The sequence below is a fragment of the Sphingobacterium sp. CZ-2 genome, from assembly GCF_004526235.1.
Taxonomy (GTDB): domain Bacteria; phylum Bacteroidota; class Bacteroidia; order Sphingobacteriales; family Sphingobacteriaceae; genus Sphingobacterium; species Sphingobacterium tenebrionis.
This window is the reverse complement of the sequence record NZ_CP038159.1, coordinates 2,069,080-2,089,776: the sequence shown is the minus strand read 5'-3', so window position 1 is coordinate 2,089,776 and position 20,697 is coordinate 2,069,080. Positions and strand designations below refer to the sequence as shown.

At 40.8% G+C, this 20,697-nt stretch carries 9 protein-coding genes; all 9 read left to right on the top strand.

The annotated features are described in order from the left end of the window. Positions 1 to 151 precede the first annotated feature (151 nt). The 9 genes from E3D81_RS09235 (at position 152) to E3D81_RS09195 (ending at position 20,491) form a co-directional block, all read left to right on the top strand. Positions 152 to 1,405, top strand: a complete 1,254-nt coding sequence (locus E3D81_RS09235; protein WP_099365888.1) for an efflux RND transporter periplasmic adaptor subunit — start codon at positions 152 to 154, stop codon at positions 1,403 to 1,405. 47 nt (positions 1,406 to 1,452) lie between these two features. Next, a complete protein-coding gene (locus tag E3D81_RS09230) occupies positions 1,453 to 2,130 on the top strand; it encodes an ABC transporter ATP-binding protein (RefSeq protein WP_099365889.1) in 678 nt (225 codons plus the stop codon). A gap of 137 nt (positions 2,131 to 2,267) precedes the next feature. Further along, entirely contained in the window at positions 2,268 to 4,625 is a 2,358-nt protein-coding gene (locus tag E3D81_RS09225; RefSeq protein WP_134777230.1) for an ABC transporter permease, read from the top strand. Between the two features lie 194 nt (positions 4,626 to 4,819). Continuing rightward, positions 4,820 to 7,225 (top strand): ABC transporter permease, encoded by a 2,406-nt coding sequence (locus E3D81_RS09220; protein ID WP_134777229.1) that lies wholly within the window; start codon positions 4,820 to 4,822, stop codon positions 7,223 to 7,225. Between the two features lie 260 nt (positions 7,226 to 7,485). Next, positions 7,486 to 9,885: an ABC transporter permease gene (locus E3D81_RS09215; RefSeq protein WP_134777228.1), complete on the top strand. Its 2,400-nt coding sequence runs from the start codon at positions 7,486 to 7,488 to the stop codon at positions 9,883 to 9,885. 252 nt (positions 9,886 to 10,137) lie between these two features. Next, a complete protein-coding gene (locus E3D81_RS09210) occupies positions 10,138 to 12,591 on the top strand; it encodes an ABC transporter permease (RefSeq protein WP_134777227.1) in 2,454 nt (817 codons plus the stop codon). 349 nt (positions 12,592 to 12,940) lie between these two features. Beyond that, complete coding sequence (locus E3D81_RS09205) at positions 12,941 to 15,337, top strand: FtsX-like permease family protein (protein ID WP_134777226.1); 2,397 nt, start codon at positions 12,941 to 12,943, stop codon at positions 15,335 to 15,337. Positions 15,338 to 15,699: 362 nt separating this feature from the next. After that, positions 15,700 to 18,102 (top strand): ABC transporter permease, encoded by a 2,403-nt coding sequence (locus E3D81_RS09200; RefSeq protein ID WP_134777225.1) that lies wholly within the window; start codon positions 15,700 to 15,702, stop codon positions 18,100 to 18,102. Further along, positions 18,095 to 20,491 carry an FtsX-like permease family protein gene (locus E3D81_RS09195; protein WP_134777224.1) on the top strand — a complete coding sequence of 799 codons (2,397 nt, stop codon included), beginning with the start codon at positions 18,095 to 18,097 and terminating at the stop codon, positions 20,489 to 20,491. Before E3D81_RS09200 ends, E3D81_RS09195 begins: the two co-directional genes overlap by 8 nt. Positions 20,492 to 20,697: the final 206 nt, after the last annotated feature.

Genomic DNA, 20,697 nt, shown 5'->3' with positions numbered 1-20,697 from the left:
AAGGGTTAGAATGGTTGTCCATGAGCGAACAGGCAACTGTTCATTAACGAACAGTCACTTCCCTAATTGCTTATAACAATAGCTGATAATCAACTACTTACAAGTTTGGCACAACCTTGTCTATGCAAATAGCAAATACAAAGATTTATCAATGGACAGACCGATTGAACAGAAGACCTGGAACTCTAAAAGAATATTAACCCTTGTCGGGATTGTGGCAGTTGTGGCCTTAATTGGAGCAAGCTATTATTTCACGAGTGGCAATAGTAAACTGAATGTAGATGCGGAACGAATTTCCATCGTAGAGATAAAGGAAGGATCCTTCCAAGAATTCATTCCTATCAATGGAACGGTGCAGCCCATCAGTAGTATCTACCTGGATGCCTCTGTTGGTGGCCGTGTGGAAGAAAAATATGTAGAAGATGGTGCCCACCTGAGGAAGGGAGATCCCATCATGCGCTTATCCAATACAGATTTGGAACTATCGCTTATCCAACAGGAAACGCAGGTATTGAATCTATTGACCCAGGCACAGATTGCCCAGACCAATGCACAGCAGGTTTCCATCAGCAATAAAAACCAAATGGCGGATGTGGAACAGGCGTTAAAGGAAGCTGATCGGGTATATACCTTGAACAAAAAATTATTGGCCGAGAAGGCGATCGGATCGCAGGAATACCAAAAATCATTGAACGATTATAATTATCAAAAGGAAAGGGTAAACTTAACCAAACAGATCCTGAAGCAGGATGAAGTATCCAACAACCAGAAGGTGGCTCAGGATAGGGAGACCTATAAGAGAACCCAGAATGGTTTGGCCTTGATGCGCCAGAAAGTGGGTGATCTGATCCTCCGAGCACCAGTCGATGGACAATTGACTTCCTTTGATGTAGAGATCGGACAGAATAAATCAGCCGGAGAAAGGTTGGGCCAGATCGATGTACTGACCGGATTTAAGATCCGTGCGGATATCGACGAACACTATATCAACAGGATCTTCCCTGATCTACAGGGGCAATTTACCATTGGGGATAAAACCTATGATCTACGCATCAAGAAAGTGTATACCCAGGTTAAGGATGGTCGTTTCCAGGTTGATATGGAGTTTGTGGGGGAAAGACCGGAAAGTATCCGCCGTGGACAGACCCTATCCATTCGTTTGGCACTGAGTGATGAAACCAAAGCCTTATTATTGGCCAAGGGAGGATTCTATCAGCAGACTGCCGGAAATTGGATCTTCAAATTGGATAAAAATGGAACGACAGCCTATCGGGCAGATATCCAATTAGGCCGACAGAACCCACAGTTCTATGAGGTTCTGGGCGGTTTGAAAGTTGGGGATAAAGTGATCGTATCCAGCTATGAAAGCTATGATAAGATCCAGGAACTAAATATCAAAAAATAACCCTATAATAATTCATAAAAATAGTACACCTCCATAATTAGAGAAACATGATTAAAATAACCAATCTGCAAAAATTTTACCGCACCGAAGAGGTGGAAACCGTGGCCTTGAATGATGTGAACATTCATGTAAAGGAAGGGGAATTCGTGGCTGTTATGGGGCCATCGGGATGTGGTAAATCCACCTTATTGAATATCGTGGGATTATTGGATGATCTGGACGAGGGAAGTTACCTGTTCAATAATATAGAAGTAGCGAAATTTAAAGAAGGTAAGCGTTCCGATTTGCGGAAACATAATATCGGATTTGTATTCCAGAGTTTTAACCTGATCGATGAATTGACCGTTTTTGAAAATGTGGAGCTGCCATTGGTGTATACGAATGTGCCGGCTGCAGAACGGAAGAAACGGGTGGAAGAGGTGTTGGAGAAGGTGCAGATCATGCACCGTAGGAACCATTTTCCACAGCAGTTATCGGGTGGTCAGCAGCAAAGGGTTGCGGTTGCCCGGGCGGTGGTGAATAATCCTAAATTGATCTTGGCGGATGAGCCTACGGGAAACCTGGATTCGAGCAATGGTAATGAGGTGATGCACCTGTTGACGGAATTGAATGAATTAGGGACTACGATTGTGATGGTGACCCACTCGGAGCATGATGCAAAATTTGCTGATCGGGTGATTAGGATGCTGGATGGGCAGGTTATTTTGGAGACAGTAGGGGTTTAAGTTGATGGGTCATTGCGAGGAGGCACGACGAAGCAATCTTCCCGCATGTTCAAAGATTGCTTCGTTCCTCGCAATGACGGGGCGTTCCTCGCAATGACACGAAGCTGATACAAATAAAAAAATAAAACAATTAACTCATGAATAACAACATCAAACTTGCGTTCCGGAACCTTAAATCCAATAAGGGTTTTACAGCGATCAATATCATTGGCTTAGCCATCGGAATGGCGGCTTCGATGTTGATCTTACTATGGGTAAACCACCAGTTTTCCATCAATAACAATTTCCCAAAATCGGATCAGATCTATGCCGTTGGAACCAAAGAACCCACCGACAATGATATCGCCGTATGGTTTGGTACCCCGAAACCCCTCGTACCAGCACTGAAAACCGATGTGCCTGAAGTCAAATCAGCTTCCAGGTTAAATGGAACAAGAGGATTTCTATTCCAGGTTGGCGACAAAAAATTGGTAGCCGGAGTTGGTGCATTCGTGGATCCCAGCTTTCTTAGCATTTTCGATTTCCCTTTATACAGTGGAAATCCAGCAAATGTCCTCACTGCGCCCAATCAAATCGTCTTATCCGAAAAATTGGCAAAAGACATGTTTGGATCCGTGGATGTTGTAGGACAAACGGTGCATATTGATAGTACCGAAATATTATCCGTGAGTGCGGTGTTAAAGGCAGGGCGAGCAGACAATGGCTTTCAAGGATATGAATATTACCTGCCCTGGTCTTTAATGGAAAAACTAGGGCAATCGGATGAAAATTGGGGCAATAGTTCGGTCTATACCTATGTAGAGTTGGATAAGAACGCGAATGTCGATCAAATTAACAAGCAGTTCAACGCCCTACCTGCCAAACATTCCAAAACAGACGCACAATTTTTTCTGAAACCACTTTCAAAAGTTTTCCTGTACAATAAATATGAAAATGGCGAAGTAGTTGGTGGCAGGATCGAAATGGTGCGGATCTTTATCGTGATCGCGGTATTTATCCTATTGATCGCTTGCATCAATTTCATGAACCTCAGTACCGCGCAAAGTGAAAAGAGATCAAAGGAGGTAGGCATCCGAAAAGTGGTTGGCGCACAGAAATCAAGTTTGGTGTTCCAATTTTTATCGGAGTCGCTGCTGTTAGCAACCTTCTCCGGATTCCTGTCCTTATTATTGGTTTTCCTTTGTTTACCAAGCTTCAATGAATTGGTAGGTTTAAAGATGCAGATCCCGTTCCAAGAATTTGGTTTTTGGGTGCTATTCCTTGGATTTATTATCCTGACAGGCATCTTGGCAGGAATCTATCCAGCCTTCTTCCTATCCTCCTTCAATCCTATAAAAGTTTTAAAAGGACGTTTCAGGCATATACATTATAAACTCAATCCGAGAAAGATTTTGGTAGTCACGCAATTCGCTATTGCGATCTTGCTGATCATTAGTACCCTAGTGATTCGGAAACAGATCCAACATGCTCAGGATCGCGATTATGGCTATAAGCAGGAGAACCTGATTTTCCTACCTGAGTTTGGGAATATTTCTAAAAATGCGTCCTTAATTAAACAGGAATTGATCGCTGAGGGCATTGCACAATCAGTTACCCGGATGATGTCTCCACTCACGGAGCGTTGGAGTGGTTGGAATGGATTCACTTGGGAAGGAAAAGACCCGAATGCCATTATTCAATTCAACCGTCAGACAGCGGATGATAAGGTGGTGGAAACGGCAGGATTTGAATTGGTTGCCGGTCGCGACTTTGATTTGAGTAGTTATGCTACGGACTCCACTGCAGCTATCATTAATGAAACCGCAGCAAAAGCCATGGGGTTTAAAGATCCGATCGGGCAATATTTCATTGATGGATCGAGTAAATTCCAAATTATCGGGGTGATTAAGGATTTTATCCAAGAATCACCTTTTGAACCTGTTAAACCCTTGTTGATCGAAGGTGCTTCCAGTAATATGAACACCATGCATATTCGCTTCAATCCGCAATTAAGTAGCAAGGAAGCATTGGATAGAACAGAGAAGATTTTGAAAAAATATAATCCGGATTTTCCATTTGATTATAAATTTATTGATGAGGCTTATGCTCGGAAGTTTGAGGAAACGGAAAGGACTGGAAAATTGGCGACCTTATTTGCGGGCTTGACGATATTTATTTCCTGTTTGGGATTATTTGGTTTGGCGGCCTTTATGGCAGAAAGTAGGACTAAGGAGATTGGAATACGGAAGGTATTAGGGGCTTCGGTATTTTCAGTAACTCGTATGCTTTCAAAAGAATTTGTTGGCTTGGTGCTGGTTTCTTGTTTGATCGCATTTCCGATAGGGTATTGGGCAATGGATAAATTTTTATCTAATTATAGTTATCGCATTGAACTTCACTGGGGCGTGTTTTTAATAGCTGGAATCGGGGCGGTTTTGATTACGATTTTTACGGTGAGTTTTCAATCTATTAAGGCGGCAATTGCAAATCCGGTGAAGAGCTTGAGGGATGAGTAGGGAGATAGGGTCGGCCATTGCGAGAGCCAGCGTCATTGCGAGGGCCAGCGTCATTGCGAGGAACGAAGCAATCTTCCCGCATGTCCAAAGATTGCTTCGTCGTACCTCCTCGCAATGACGTAGAACTCCTCGCAATGACGCGATAGTTCTAACCAAAGAAAAAACAACATTTAATACTAACATAAAACCAAATAATGATACTCAATTACCTAAAAATAGCGCGGAGAAGCATCAAGAAAAACAAGTTTTTCAGTTTGCTTAACATCTTTGGTTTATCCATCAGTTTGGGGCTTGCCTTATTATTAATCGGCTATGCACTATACGAACTAAGCTATGATAAATTCTTCCCGAAGGGAGAACATATCTATCGAGTTAACATGCAGACTACTCCAGAATATGATAAGGAAATCTGGGTAAACTTACCCAATTCCGTTGGTCCAGCCATCAAAGAGGAAGTTCCAGGAGTTGTCAACTTCACCCGATTGGTAAAGAATGATTTCGGAACCCCTTCTTCCATCCTGGTAGGGGAAAAAACATTTGTCGAAAAAAACGTTTATCTCGCTGATGCTTCCCTATTCTCCATTTTTGATTTCCAATTTATTGAAGGGGATAAGAACACTGTTTTTAAAGATGTCAATAGCATTGCCATCTCCAAATCCAGAAAAGAACTCTTGTTTGGAGATGCATCTGCCATAGATCAATTGATCATCCTCAACCAAAGGGATACCCTAAAAGTATCGGCCGTTTATGAGGATCTACCTAAGAACAGTAGCTTGGATTGCCAAATGGTTTTTAACATTATGGATAGCTGGATGGGAAAAAACGTTTATTGGAGTAATGCCAGTTACGAAACCTATATTCAGATTCAGGAAACAGCAGATCCCCAAACCATTGCAGAACTCTCCACCGCATTGATCAACAAGCATGTCGAAAAATCCAATCAATATTTTACGGATTTTTATCTACAGCCCCTTCATAAGGTCCATCTTTATTCCAAATCGTTTCGAGAAGGAAACAGTCCTAAAAATGGTGATATCGATAGGGTAAAAAACTTACTTTATCTAGCGGGTCTGGTACTCTTGATTGCCTGCATCAATTACATGAATCTTGCTACGGCAAAAACAACTTTGTATGCCAAAGAGGTTGGTGTCAATAAAGTACTTGGAGCCTCTAAAAAACAACTTCGAACCCGATTTTTAATGGAGACCATGCTGCTAAGTGGCATATCCATCAGTATAGGGTTTATCCTCTGTTTGGTCGGCATTCCATTATTCAATAACATTACAGGGGCTGAACTCTCCTACCAGCATTTCCTTTCTATAGAAATCCTGTTGATCCTTCTTGCTTGTTTAATGATCACCACCCTGTTTGCGGGTAGTTTTCCAGCATTTTACCTATCGAGTATCAGTTCATTGAACCTTATGGGTAAAGGGAAAAGTAGAAACGCAGCTTTGGTAGAACCTGCGAGAAAAGGCTTGGTCGTTTTTCAGTTTGCCTCTTCCATCATCCTGATCATCTCTGTGATCATTATGATCCAACAAATGAAATACATTGCGGATAGAAATATTGGTTTTAATCCCGAAAAGTTGTTAGCGATCAATACCATATCGATAAAGACTACGAAGAGCTATGAAAGCTTGGTAAATGGATTGAACCAGATTCCAGGGACTACGGCAATTACAGGCACCCAAGCCATTCCTGGATTGGGCGAAAGTGGAAAAAACATTCATAAATCAGGCAATTCAGATCCTGCTGGCTTACCAGTATTTACGAATGTGGCTAATGGTCCTGTTGTAAAGACCCTTGGATTAAAGCTTTTGGCAGGACGTGACCTGCCTGGGTCGCTTTCTTTGGGGGATACGGTAAACTATGTATTGATCAATGAAGTGGCTTTGGCGTATTTGGGATACCAAAAACCGGAGGATGCAGTTGGTCAACTTTTAAACGCAGAAAGTGCTGGAAAATCGATAATCCAAGGGGTAGTTGCCAATTTTAATTTCAAGAGTTTAAAAGAAAATATTGGTGGATATTATTTCAATCGGATGAATGTTCCTTCGGAAGGGATCAGGTATTTAATGATCCGGTTCGAAGCGGAGCATACCCAGGATTATTTAGCCCAGGTAGAACAGGCATTTAAAACCCATATCCCAGAATCGGCATTTGATTATACGTTTGTGGACAATCATGTTGCTATGCAATATGAGGCTGAAAAGCGATCTAACCAGGTTTTAATTAGCTTTTCGATTCTTACGATCGGTATTGCCTGTTTAGGCTTGTTGGGATTGGCTGCCTTTACGGCAGAGCAAAGGAGTAAAGAGATAGGTATCCGGAAAGTACTTGGTGCTTCGGTGATTAACATCAGTAATTTGCTGACGGGAGGATATTTTAAATTGATATTGATCGCTTTTGTGATTGCTTCGCCAATTGCTTGGTATTTTATGAACCAGTGGTTGAATGATTTTGCGTATCGGATAGAGATTCCTTGGTGGGCATTTGTAATCGCTGCTGGGATAACGTTGTTGATCACGGCTTTGACCATTGGTTTTCAGACTTTGAAGGCGGCTATTGCGAATCCAGTGGATAGTTTGAGGGATGAGTAGGGTGAATTGGGTGAGTAGGGCGAATAGGATCGGCCATTGCGAGGGGTGCGGCGAGGCGAAGGGTGCGGCGAGGCGAGGACCAGCGTCATTGCGAGGACCAGCGTCATTGCGAGGAACGAAGCAATCTTCCCGCATGTCATGCTGAGCGCAGTCGAAGGATGACAAGGTGCAAAGATTGCTTCGTCGTACCTCCTCGCAATGACGGAGGGCGGACTAAAACACATAAAAAAATTAATAAAACAAAACACAAATAAATAACCATGAAATTAAACCACATCCTTCGGAAACTATGGAAAAACAAGTTTTTCACCATTTTGAATATCGTTGGTCTTGCCATCGGGATAAGTGCCTGTTGGATTGTATTTAAAATTGTGAGTTATGAATTCAGTTTTGATAAACCAAACCCTGCCCGCGATCAGATCTATAAAGTTTATTCTAAATACGAATACAACAATGAAGTCAACAGCTTCGATGGTACACCAGCTCCGCTATGGGATTATGTAAAGAACAATCTTTCACAGGTCGAACTGAGTATCCCGATGTTCAACCGTTATTTTGAAAAGATCACCATCAATTCCAACAGCAATGAAAAAGCTGAGTTCAATGAAAATGAAAGGATATACAGTACCCATCCAGATTACTTTAAGATGGTTAATTACCAATGGCTAGCAGGGAATGAAAAACAAGCCCTAAACTCCATTGATAAGGTTGTGCTTACAGAGTCAAGAGCAAAAATCTACTTCCCGAATCTCAAACCGAATGAAATTATCGGCAAACAAATCCTATATGACACGACCTTATATGCTGTTTCGGGAATTGTTGAAGACCTAAATTATCCAAGTACTTTTACCGCCAAGGAATTCCAGCTGGTCAAAGATTCAGAATGGAGAGATCAGTCCTGGGCATCTTCCAATTCCAACAATCATCTGTATATCAAAATCAATAATGAAAAAGATATTGCGCCTGTTCTCCTGCATTTAAAGAACAAACTCATGCAATTAACCGAAAAGGAATGGTCGGAGTATAACGTCAAGGGGGAATTTCAAATTGCAAAACTATCTGATGCCCATTTTAATACCATTCTTTCCAACAGCACCAATAAAAACGTGGTCTATGGCATGATCGGTATAGGGTTATTTCTATTGCTTTTGGCCAGTATTAATTATATCAACCTGAGTACGGCTTTAATCCCCCAAAGAGCCAAGGAAATCGGCATCAGAAAAACATTAGGTCAACAAGGTAAACAAGTAACTGTCAATTTCTTTTTAGAGACGTTGATGATTACCAGTGCCTCTCTCCTATTGTCTTGGCCGCTTACCAAGTTATTCGAACGGTTTTTCAGCCATTATTTGCCAAGTGACTTAGAAAATTTCAGCCATGCTGGATTGATCTTCCTCTTTTTGTTGGCCTTGCTGCTGCTGATCACCCTATTTTCCAGTATCTACCCAACCTATCTCATCAATAAAGTACAAATAATTGATGTTTTGAAGGTGAATAAAAATGCTAAACTTTCTTTTGGTAATATTTCTGTTCGAAAAGCATTAATCGTGTTCCAATTTATTATTGCACAAATATTTGTGATTGCAACCTTTATCATCGGCTTTCAGATGAAACATATGTTGAGCAGTGATCTTGGGTTCAATAAGAACGCTTTACTTACCTTGTCTTTACCTTATAAAGAGGAAGATGGCAAAAAAAATCCCATAATCTTTAAGGAAATACTCAACAAACATCCCGAAATCCAACAGGCTGCACTAGGTCATTTTCCCCTAAGTAATGATCATTGGGGAAATTTTGTCAACCGCTCTTCGGATACTGGATTAATGAAAGTTAATATGCCCTTTAAGCTAGTGGGTGATTCCTATTTTGATGTCTATGACATGAAATTGCTCGCTGGACGAGCACTTACGATCTCTGATACCAGTACAGGAATTATATTGAATGAAAAAGCCATCTATGATCTGGGCTATAAATCGCCGCAAGAAGCTATTGGACAGGAAGTAAATGCCTGGGATAAAGACCGAAAGATCACGGGGGTGGTTGGGAATTTCCATAGTAAAAGTATGCATGTGGCATTGGAGCCTGTATCCTTCCTTGCCTCCAATAAACGTGGTCAATTACAAAATATAGCCATCAAATTAAACAATGATCCTTCGACTTGGAAGTCTAGCATTGAAATCATTCAAAAGGAATGGGAAAAATACTATCCAGCAACTGCTTTTAGCTATGAGTTTTATGATGATCGGATCAAGGAGTTGTATGAAAAAGAGAATAGGTTTTCAAAGATCATCAATTTATCTTCTGGTATTACCATTTTGATCAGTTGTTTGGGATTGGTGGGCTTAGTGACCATAACTACTGCACAACGAACGAAAGAAATTGGTGTTCGGAAGGTTTTGGGTAGTACCGTTGGGGGAATTATTAGGCTACTATCAAAAGATTATATCAAGTTAATTTTGATTTCTATTGTTATTGCAACACCAATTGCTTGGTGGGCAATGAATCAATGGTTGACAGATTTTGCTTTTAAGATTGAATTGAGTTGGTGGATGTTCAGTATTCCGGCTATTGCAACTTTGCTGATTGCTTTTATTACCATGGGAGTTCAATCTTTGAAAGCCGCCAGAGCGAATCCGGTTGATAGTTTGAGGGATGAGTAATTGGGCATGGAGAGGGGCTATGTCATTGCGGGACTTTGCGTCATTGCGAGGAACGAAGCAATCGTCCCGCATGTCATGCTGAGCGCAGTCGAAGCATCTGTACGGTTACTTACGAACAGATCCTTCGACGATGCTCAGGATGACAAAGTCCAAAGATTGCTTCGTCGTACCTCCTCGCAATGACGTATGGCCTCGCAATGACGCAGAAAACGAAAAAAAAATAAACAATAAAACATTAAAACATCACACCATATGTTTAAAAACGCGATCAGACAATTAATTCGAAATAAGCTATTCAGCTTTTTGAATATATTAGGTCTAACCATAGGCATCAGTTCCTGCTGGGTGATATATAAATATGTGAGTTACGAACTATCCTTCGAAAAGGAACTTCCGAAGAAGGAAAACATCTATCGTATCATCAGTCATTTTAAGGCGGAAGGTAGGGACGACCTACATTCAGGTGTATCCAGACCGATCTATTTTTATTTGAAAGCCAATAATTTTGGATTGGATGAAGTTGTCCCTGTCTTCAGGTATTTTGTAGAAACTGTAACCATCCCAGCAACAAATGGTCAGGAGCAAAAACAGGAAGAACCCACATTTGAGGAGACAGCCACTATTGAAACAGACAAAGATTATTTCAACCTTATCGATTATAATTGGCTTGAAGGTAATAAAGAGACTGCACTTACCGCGCCCCATCAAGTTGTCCTGACCGAAAAAAGAGCAAAGCATTATTTCCCAAAATTGTCCAATGCGGAAATCCTAGGAAAAACCATTATCTACAATGACAGCCTAAAAAAAGAAGTTTCTGGAATTGTGGCTGACCTTTCCTATCCCACAGAATTCACTGGGCAGGAATTCATATTGATCAGGGAAACAGAACGGGATAAGAACCTAAGGACCTGGACACATACAAATGGCCAGCACAAACTCTATGTTTCTGCCAAATCTGAAGGAATTGTGCATCAAGCGGTCCAGAAAGTACAACAATTTTCGGATGCCAAATGGATAGAAATAAAAAACAAGGAATTACTTGATTATAACTTTACACGGACCTTAATCACTATGCCGCTCCTCGAATCCCATTTTTCAACAGCGATGATGGAAAGAGATGTTCCCAAAACAAGTAAGCGGATTATATATTCATTAATTGGTGTTGGCATATTTTTATTGGTATTGGCCTGTATCAACTATATCAACCTGAGCACAGCACAATTGCCTCAACGCCATAAAGAGATCGGAATTCGTAAAACATTAGGTGGTTCAAAACGGTCCTTTATTCTTCAGATGATGTGCGAAACTGCCCTTGTTGTCCTGATTGCAGCCTTTCTTTCCTTCTTTATTTCCCAATTAGGAATCTATCTTTTGGGAGATCTGATCAGTGAAAGCAACAAAGCCTATGCAGATCCTACATTATTTGTTGGAATAATGGGCGGCTTGTTAATTTTTACGATTTTGTTCGCTGGTCTTTATCCATCATGGATGATGGGCAAGGTAAATCCTATTGACATCTTTAGATCAAAAAATCTGCTTGCTGTAGGAAAAGAAAAAATAAACCTGCGTAAAGGCTTAATCATTTTTCAATTCATCATTGCACAAATATTTATCGTTGGGGCCATTATTATTGGCCAACAATTAAATTATGTGGTCAAAAAGGATTTTGGATTTGACAAGGACGCCGTGATTCTTGCCCAAGTCTCTTATAAAATCTATAAATCGAAAAATTTCCAAAGCAAGAAACACGCTTTATTGGATGAAATCAGAAAAGTGCCAGGAGTGACCAATGTAACTTTCGGTTCAGAGCCCTTTTCGGATAATTATGCCTCGGGAGAAATGCGGTATTATCCAACGGATAAATCAGCGCCTATCGCGAGGACAGTATACACAAAAACCATTGATACCGCTTACCTGAATTTCTATAAACTGGAATTGATTGCCGGTTCGAATCTTATTCCATCCGATACAACCAATGGGTTGTTGATCAATGAAACTGCAGTGCGGGCTTATGGATTCAAAACGCCTGAAGAAGCAATCGGAAAAGTTATAGGACAGACGAATAGGATGTATCCTATTGTTGGGGTAATCAAAGATTTTCATTCCCGTGATTTTTATACTCCAATAGAACCAACGGCTTTGGTTTATGATGAAAGGGATCTTCAAATGTATAACATCAAATTGGATAATCTTAAGAAATCGGATTGGCCGATTATTATTGAGAATATACAGCAGAGATGGAATAAGTTTTTCCCTTCGGAAGAGTTCAGTTATAAATTTTACGATGAGCTGGTGCTGGCGCTTTATAAAAAGGAACAGCAATTGGCAAAGATGACTAATATCAGTACCGGAATCGCGATCGTGATCAGTTGCTTAGGGCTTTTTGGATTGGCTACATTGAGTACTTTCCAACGGAGCAAGGAGATTGGAATTCGGAAAGTGTTAGGGGCTTCGGTTTCGGGGATAGTTGGGATGCTGTCTAAGGATTTCGTGAAATTGATTTTGCTGGCTTTTGTTATAGCAAGTCCGATTATTTATTGGGCTTGTAGCAAATGGTTAAATGATTTTGTCTATCGAATTGAGATTTCATGGATACCGTTTTTGTTGGGCGGGATGTTGGCGATTTTTGCGGCGATGTTGACGATAGGTTATCAAGCTGTTAAGGCCGCAAGGGCAAATCCGGTGGATAGTTTGAGGGATGAGTAGGATGCTGGCCTCGCAATGACAATGCCACTGGGAGGGCAGCGTCATTGGGAGACCAGCGTCATTGGGAGGGCTGCGTCATTGGGAGACCTGCGTCATTGGGAGACCTGCGTCATTGCGAGGAACGAAGCAATCTTCCCGCATGTCATCCTGAGCGTAGTCGAAGGATCTGTACACTGTTAAGTATACGAACAGATGGTTCGACTACGCTCACCATGACATGGCGAAAGATTGCTTCGTCGTACCTCCTCGCAATGACGAGATAGTCTCCTCGCAATGACGAGATAGTCTCCTCGCAATGACGTTATAGCGAGAATAAAAAAATAAAAAATTAACTAATAAAAACTTCATTATGCTTACTTCAGCCATAAGAACCATAAAAAAGAACAAATTGATGACCTTTATCAATGTCCTCAGTTTGGCGATAGGTATCAGCGCCACATTGGTTATCTTTCTCTTTGTGCAATACGATTATAGTTTTGATAAGCATGTTCCAGATAAAGAAAGAGTGTACCGCATTGTCACCGATGGAACATTTAAGATTTCAGGTCTAGTAGCCCCCCTAATTGAAACCATCGACCAAGAAGCTTCCAATAAGGAGTTCATAGCGCCTATCTTCAAATCATTCTTGGAAAAAATAAAAATCCCTGCCACTTCAAACAGCGAAGAGAAAGTATTTTTCAAGGACAATAAAATAGCCTTTGTTAATGAAAAATACTTCGAACTCTATCCACATACCTGGTTGGCAGGAAATGTTAAGGACCTAAATAAACCCAATAGCATTGTACTGACGGAACGCAACCTGGAAAGGTTCTTTCCAAAAGAAACCCCCGATGCAGTGCTTGGAAAAACGATCGTGTTTCTAGATTCGATCAATCTACAAGTAACCGGTGTGGTTAAAGAAATGACCGAAAACTCAGAATTTAAGTTCCAGTCATTTTTATCAACCGCTACTATTCCAAGCTACCCATCTCTCAACAAGATTTTTGCTTATGATTCCTGGAACAATTACAATGATAATACCAATGCATTGATAAAATTAAAACCAGGTGTGGACGCAGAAACTTTTGAAAAAACCATCATTGCCATCAATAGGAAAAATAAAAACCTTGAGGAAAACTTTGTTGATGATTTCAAATTACAACCCTTATCGGATGTACATTTCAACAGTGATTTCAATTATAATGCGACCAAAGCTGGCACACTAAGAAACATGATCATTTTGGCTATCTTCTTATTGGCCTTGGGAATCATCAATTTCATCAACTTGACAACTGCCCAATCTACAGAGAGAGCCAAAGAGATAGGTATTCGTAAAACACTTGGAAGTTCAAAGGCCAGATTGACCAGACAATTCCTAACAGAAACCTTTTTAATAGCTTTGACCGCCACCTTATTGTCCCTTCTTTTCACACCAATCCTGCTGAAAGCATTTGAAGGATTTATTCCCCCAGGTTTATCCTTGTCCGCTTTGGCAAGCCCATTGGCAATCGCTTTTTTGGTTGGACAATTATTGCTAGTAACCCTTTTGGCAGGTTTTTATCCGGCTTGGGTCTTAACAGGCTACTCTCCTATCCTTGCCCTCAAAAATCAAGTAAACCAGAACAGTAATCTTTCACGTAGTACCTGGGTGAGAAAGGTAATGACTGTTTTTCAATTTGCATTGGCACAGGTGTTTCTGATTGCGGTATTCCTGGTGGTTAAACAAACGACCTATATTTCCAATAAGGATCTGGGCTTTCAAAAAGAGGCCGTCCTGACATTAACAATTCCTGGGAATTATCAGAATTCCGCAAAAGGAAATATATTGAAAACAAGGTTGGGATCTATTCCTGAGATCCAAAGTATCAGTTTTGGTAATCAAGCGCCTATTTTGAATGGGGAAATGAAAACCAGTATTATGCTGGACAATTCCAGTACGGAAGAGTCCATTGATATGGATTTTAGAAGTGGGGATGACCAATACCTTCATGTTTATGGAATCCCATTGGTTGCTGGCCGGAATGTGATCATGCGGGATTCCCTGCAGGAGATCTTGATCAATGAAAAAGCATTGCAAAAGTTGAAGTTGGAATCTCCTCAGGAGGCTTTGGGATTAACCTTGAATAAAAAAAGTATGATGATTGTTGGGGTCATGAAGGATTTCGACATCACCAATGCTCGGGTTGAAAACCGAGCTATTCTATTTGCTGGGGATCGGGATGGGTATGTAATGCATATTAAATTGAATAAAGATCATCCTGAAACTTGGAAAGGGACAACGGATAAGATTGCTAAAGAATTTAATGCTGTTTTCCCTACGGATCTATTCGAATTTAAATTTGTTGATGAAACGATCCAAGGGTTATATACAAAGGAAATGCAATTATCGAAATTATTGACCTGGGCAGTTACGTTGTCTATTGTTATCGCTGGTTTGGGTCTTTTTGGATTGGGATTGTTTACAGCAAACCAACGTACGAAAGAGATCGGTATTAGAAAGGTTTTGGGTGCTTCCATCTCGCAGATCCTTATGATGCTATTGAAGGGTTTATTGAGTCTGGTGGCTATTGCATGTTTACTGGCATTCCCAATAGCATGGTATTTTGGTAATAAATGGTTGGAGGATTTCAATTATCGAACAGCTTTCAGCTGGTGGATTTTTCCGGTATCAGCAATGGGTTTGTTGTTGGTAGCAACGGTTATTTTATTATCCAAAACGTATTTGGCAGCAAGGGCGAATCCGGTGGATAGTTTGAGGGATGAGTAGGCAGGCGCGGGGGGCGAGGCAATGCCATTGGGAGGGTAATGTGAGGGCTGCGTCATTGCGAGGAACGAAGCAATCTTCCCGCGTCATTGCGAGGAACGAAGCAATCTTTACACTAATCGAAAGATTGCTTCGTCGTACCTCCTCGCAATGACGCAGAAAGCACCTCCTCGCAATGACGGGGAAAATACAATCATCAAACCGTTCAAATACGTACAAACACTGTTCATTATCGAACAATATCAACCCCAAAAAAAACAGCCAACAATCTAATAATCAACAACATACCCAACTGGCAAGGCAATTGTCTTAATACTAAATACTATATACTAAATACTAATTACTATATACTAAATACTACAACAATGTTGAACATAAAAACTGCTTGGAGGAGTATCCTAAAAACCAAATCACTAAGCATAATCCACATCTTGGGTTTAGCGATTGCTTTGGGATCGGCCATTATCCTTTTCTTAACGGCCAGGTTTGAGCTTTCCTACGATTCCTTCCACAAGGATGTTGATCGCATCGGATTATTATATAGTAAAAGCCAACCCGAACGCGGGGTGGAATACAACACCTCCATGCCGGCTCCATTAGGTCCATTGCTCAAAAAAGAACTTCCGAATATCGAAGCGGTGACCCGGATTGCTAATGGCAATGTGGTCATCCGAAATGGTAGCAAGGAAATTGAATCCTCCAATAAGTTTGTGGATGAAGAGTTTCTTTCCATCCTCAGTTTTCCCATCATCAAAGGAGACCAAAAGGCTTTGAACGACCTTGGCAATATCGTCATTGATGAATCCATGGCCGAAAGACTATTTGGAAGCTTGGATGCCACAGGAAAACAGGTAGAAGTATACATCCAAGGCACTTGGATTCCAAAAACAATATCAGCCATCGTTGAAACTCCCCCGAATAATTCCAGTTTAAAATTTACTAGTTTGATTCGCTTTGAGCAAAAGCCCAATTACCAGGACGATAAGGATCGATGGGATAATGTCAATCACGAAGTGATAGTTAAGCTAAAGGATGGAAAAATCAATGAACAGAAATTCGCAAAGGAAATCAGATCATTGACCCAGCAATATTACAAGAGCAATATTGAAAACCTGAAAAGGGATGGTGCAACAGCCGACAAAGATGGGCAATATTTTTCATTGCAGATCATACCGGTTGCGGATTTTCATCTGAGCAATTTAGGGATTGCCAATGGGCCTTCAGCATCCTTTCCTTGGATCCTGTTAACCATTGCCGGCTTGATCGTTTTCATTGCCTGTTCGAATTTCATCAATCTATCCCTTGCCAATTCCTTATTGCGAAGCAAGGAAATCGGAACCCGAAAAACATTGGGAGGAACTATTAAACACTTAGTGGTTCAGTTATGGACCGAGGCTTTTCTATTGTGCATTATTGCTCTAGTGTTCGGCGGCCTGCTTGCTTGGGCACTATTGCCAGAATATAATGCCAGCATGAATTACCGTTTGACTATCCTGGATATATTTTCGCCCACCAACCTCTTGATATTTCTTGGTATTTTCTTAGTTATTACCTTGATTGCTGGTGGTTACCCGGCATGGAAAATAGCCAATTCCAATATCATCCATTCCTTAAAAGGCGGGTCTTCGGTAAAATCTTCTAGAATCAGAAACACCTTAACCGTTTTGCAATTTGTAATAGCTATTTTATTGATCGTTTCGACCATAGTGATCAGTTCACAATTGAACTACATCAGTAATCGGCCATTGGGTTATAATAAATCCGAAGTGATCAGTATCCCTATTGGAAGTGGAATTGACCATGAAGATGCCTTGAACAGAATGCGGGTAGCCTTAGAAAAAGAATCATGGGTGAAAGCTGTCAGTGGATCGGACGTGAATATGGGTTTGGGAAATGATGGTACTTCCAGAAGAAGTGTGTTTGGTTTCAACCAAGACAACCGGGAGATCACGACCAATTATATGCGTATAGATTACGATTACCTAAAAACACTGGATATCAAGCTATTGGCCGGAAGAGATTTTGACAGAAGTTTTGCCACGGATACCAATTCGGTCATCCTCAATAAGAAAATGGCAGAACAGCTGGGTGGAATCGATAAAGTTTTAGGAACACAGATTAATTTGAATGGAAAATCCTTGGTGATCGGTGTAATTGATGATTTTAATTTTCAGGATCTACGCAAAAAAGTAGAATCTCTAACCTTATCTATCAATCCAAGTGTATTTTCAGTAGATTATATTTTTGTACGGGTAGAGACACAGAATTTATCGGAAACCCTGGCCAACGTAGAAAAAATTTGGAAAACAGTGAACCCTAAAGCAACAGTTGCTATTTCCTATCTGGATGAAAACACCCAGAATATGTATAAGGATGATCGTCGCTTCTCTGGCATTGTGATGGTAGGAACTGGTATCGCTATTGTTATCTCCTGCATGGGCTTATTTGCCTTGGCTTTATTGACCATCAATCGACGAGTAAAAGAAATCGGCATCCGGAAAGTATTGGGTTCCTCGATCGCCAGTTTGATTTTATTATTATCCAAAGATTTTATTAAACTGGTAGGGATAGCCTTTCTGATTGCAGCACCGATAGCTTTATGGATGATGAACAAATACTTGGAAATGTATGCCTTCAGAATCGGCATCCAATGGTGGATGTTTGCATTGGCCGCTTTAATAACCGTTTTTATAGCTTGGAGTACGATTGCTTGGCAAACCTTACGTGCCGCAAGAGCAAATCCTGTAGATAGTTTGCGCGATGAATAGACTGATATTTCGTAATATTTTAAAGAACGGGACTTTTACTTGGATCAATATCCTAGGTCTGTCTCTTGGTTTCTTGATCTGTTTGCTGATTTCCAGTGTTTATTTTGAGGAACAATCCTATGATAAATCTTGGACAAATTCCTCCCAATTATACCGTATTGTCACGATCGATTCTACCGCAGGTGTAGAAAATGAAAATGGTACTGCTTATGTAAATCTCGGTACCGAGCTGGAAAAATCTTTTCCGGAGATTGAGGCTGCCTCACACATGCGTCAAGGGCAGATCTATCTCAATTTACAGGGCGAGGCAGAACCTGCAATAAAAATTGAAGGTTTGGAGGCGGAGAACAATGTATTTGATCTACTGGATGTGCATATTCTTGAAGGAAGTGCCAAAAACCTAGTTGCAGGCAAGAAGAATCTGTTGATCAGCAAATCTTTTAAGGAACGCTATTTTAAAGGGGAAAATGTCATTGGAAAAACCATTTTATCTGCTGATTCCTATTCCGACAAAAAATCGGAATATGTGATCCTTGGTGTTATAGATAATATGCCTTATAATTCGGTTTTCCGAACCGAATTTATCTACCTGACAGGGAAGCCTAAAATCCCATTAAATCGGGAAGGATGGGGCTTTTTTAGTCAACAGATTTTGAAATTAAAAGTGGGTACCGATGCAGATGCTCTGGCGAAGAAAGCAAGCCAGTGGTATGCTAATTTCCTTGGACCGGAAATGGCTTACAAAACATCGTTCAGACTTCAGCCAATCACCGCGATGTATATGGAACCTATCGATGGGACGAACATCAGTGGGAATAAAAAAGCAAGCCAAATATTGATGGCTGTTGCAGCGCTGGTACTTTTGATTTCCTGCATCAATTATATCAATATTTTTGCTGCAAAAACCTTAAAAAGGGTCAAACAGATCAACCTACATAAAATATTAGGGGCAAAGCGAAGCAGCTTGATAGCCAATCTTTTAAAAGAAACTATTATGCTGTTTTTCATCGCTGCATGTATTTCGCTGATGTTCTATTTCCTTTCCCTCCCGCTGTTGCAAAAATTCTTAGGATATGAATTAGCTTATGTTAGAACCCAATTAATTCCTATGCTTGCCCTGTACTTTCCCACTATTTTGTTGCTGAGTGTGCTTGTCGGCATATATCCCGCGTTTATCATCTCTAGGGTGAATACCGCAGAGGCCTTACGAAATAAAATCAGTAAATCGCAGGTGATTGATGTATGGGTCAAGAAATCATTGATCATTACTCAATTTTCCATTTCATTGATCGTGATCATTGGCTTGATTACGATCAAATCTCAACTGAAATTGGTTCAGGAAAAATCTTTGGGAATCAATGTGGACCGTGTATTGGGGGTTGAACATTTTGGAGTTGGAGAGAAAAGTGCTGCTGTAAAGAACGAATTGGCAAATTTACCTGGCATAGAAACAGTTAGTGTATCTGGCTGGACACCAAGTAACGGGTCAGGAAATTTTTCAAAATTCATCTCAGACCCAGACAATGCGGAGCATAAAATTCAGGTAAACTATATTACTGGCGATGTGGATCTGGGTAAGCTTTTGAATATGGAGCTTTTGAAAGGTAGGTTTTTAAATGAGTCGGACTATGTGGAAATAGCAGACCCAGATGCTGTGGAAGGGGATGAAAATGATGGAATTAAGAAGGTATTGTTAACTGAAAGTACAGCTAAAAAGTTAAATATTACTGAATTGGGGCAGATATATCGTGACCTGAAGGTTATACCTGTTGGGATAGTAAAAGATTTTCATAGTGAGTCTTTCCATAAGAAAATAGGATTTACGGTAATTAGTGCACATCAATTAACTTCCTATGCAGGGATATTGCTCAAGGTAAAACCTGGGCAGGAAAGGTTGGCCATGGAAGGGGTACAGAAAGTGATGGATCAGTTCTATCCTGGAAGGTATTTAAACTATAATTGGGTGGATAAGCTGTATGAAAAAACATATGTGAAGGAAAGTAAACAGGCCCAGTTGTTTTTGTTGTTTGCAGGAATGGCGCTTTTTATTTCTGCTTTGGGTGTTTCTGGTTTAATATTGCAAAGTGTAGAACAGCGGACTAAAGAGATTGGGATAAGGAAGGTGCTTGGGGCGTCAATTATGAGTATTTCCAACTTGTTTAATAGGGATTATGTGCTGATTATATTTTTGGCGGTTTTGATTGCAAGTCCGATAGCTTGGTATTTATCGAATAAATGGCTGGAGGATTTTGCCTATAGGATAGAGATTTCGTGGTGGTTTTTCGGCTTGGCGGCTTTATTGGTTTTTGTGGTTACTTTAGTTACGGTGAATTTACAGACGATAAAGGCTGGGTTGCAAAACCCAGTGAAGACTTTGAGGGATTTGTAGGTGGTATTGGAAGGGTGTGGCGTTGTGTAGTGTGTATTGGAAGGGTTTGAGAGGTTTAGTGGGGTTGAGATCTTGCGAGCGGGCTCGTCATTGCGAGGAGTCGGGATCTTGCAAGGGGTTCGTCATTGCGAGGAGGCACGTCGAAGCAATCTTTCGCTTTTGTCATGCTGAGCGAAGTTGAAGCATCTGAACGTTTACCACCAACC

What these genes read in the sequence shown, in the direction of transcription:
- E3D81_RS09235 (WP_099365888.1), top strand. Translation starts at nt 152, where the DNA reads ATGGACAGACCGATTGAACAGAAGACCTGGAACTCTAAAAGAATATTA.
- E3D81_RS09230 (WP_099365889.1), top strand. Translation starts at nt 1,453, where the DNA reads ATGATTAAAATAACCAATCTGCAAAAATTTTACCGCACCGAAGAGGTG.
- E3D81_RS09225 (WP_134777230.1), top strand. Translation starts at nt 2,268, where the DNA reads ATGAATAACAACATCAAACTTGCGTTCCGGAACCTTAAATCCAATAAG.
- E3D81_RS09220 (WP_134777229.1), top strand. Translation starts at nt 4,820, where the DNA reads ATGATACTCAATTACCTAAAAATAGCGCGGAGAAGCATCAAGAAAAAC.
- E3D81_RS09215 (WP_134777228.1), top strand. Translation starts at nt 7,486, where the DNA reads ATGAAATTAAACCACATCCTTCGGAAACTATGGAAAAACAAGTTTTTC.
- E3D81_RS09210 (WP_134777227.1), top strand. Translation starts at nt 10,138, where the DNA reads ATGTTTAAAAACGCGATCAGACAATTAATTCGAAATAAGCTATTCAGC.
- E3D81_RS09205 (WP_134777226.1), top strand. Translation starts at nt 12,941, where the DNA reads ATGCTTACTTCAGCCATAAGAACCATAAAAAAGAACAAATTGATGACC.
- E3D81_RS09200 (WP_134777225.1), top strand. Translation starts at nt 15,700, where the DNA reads ATGTTGAACATAAAAACTGCTTGGAGGAGTATCCTAAAAACCAAATCA.
- E3D81_RS09195 (WP_134777224.1), top strand. Translation starts at nt 18,095, where the DNA reads ATGAATAGACTGATATTTCGTAATATTTTAAAGAACGGGACTTTTACT.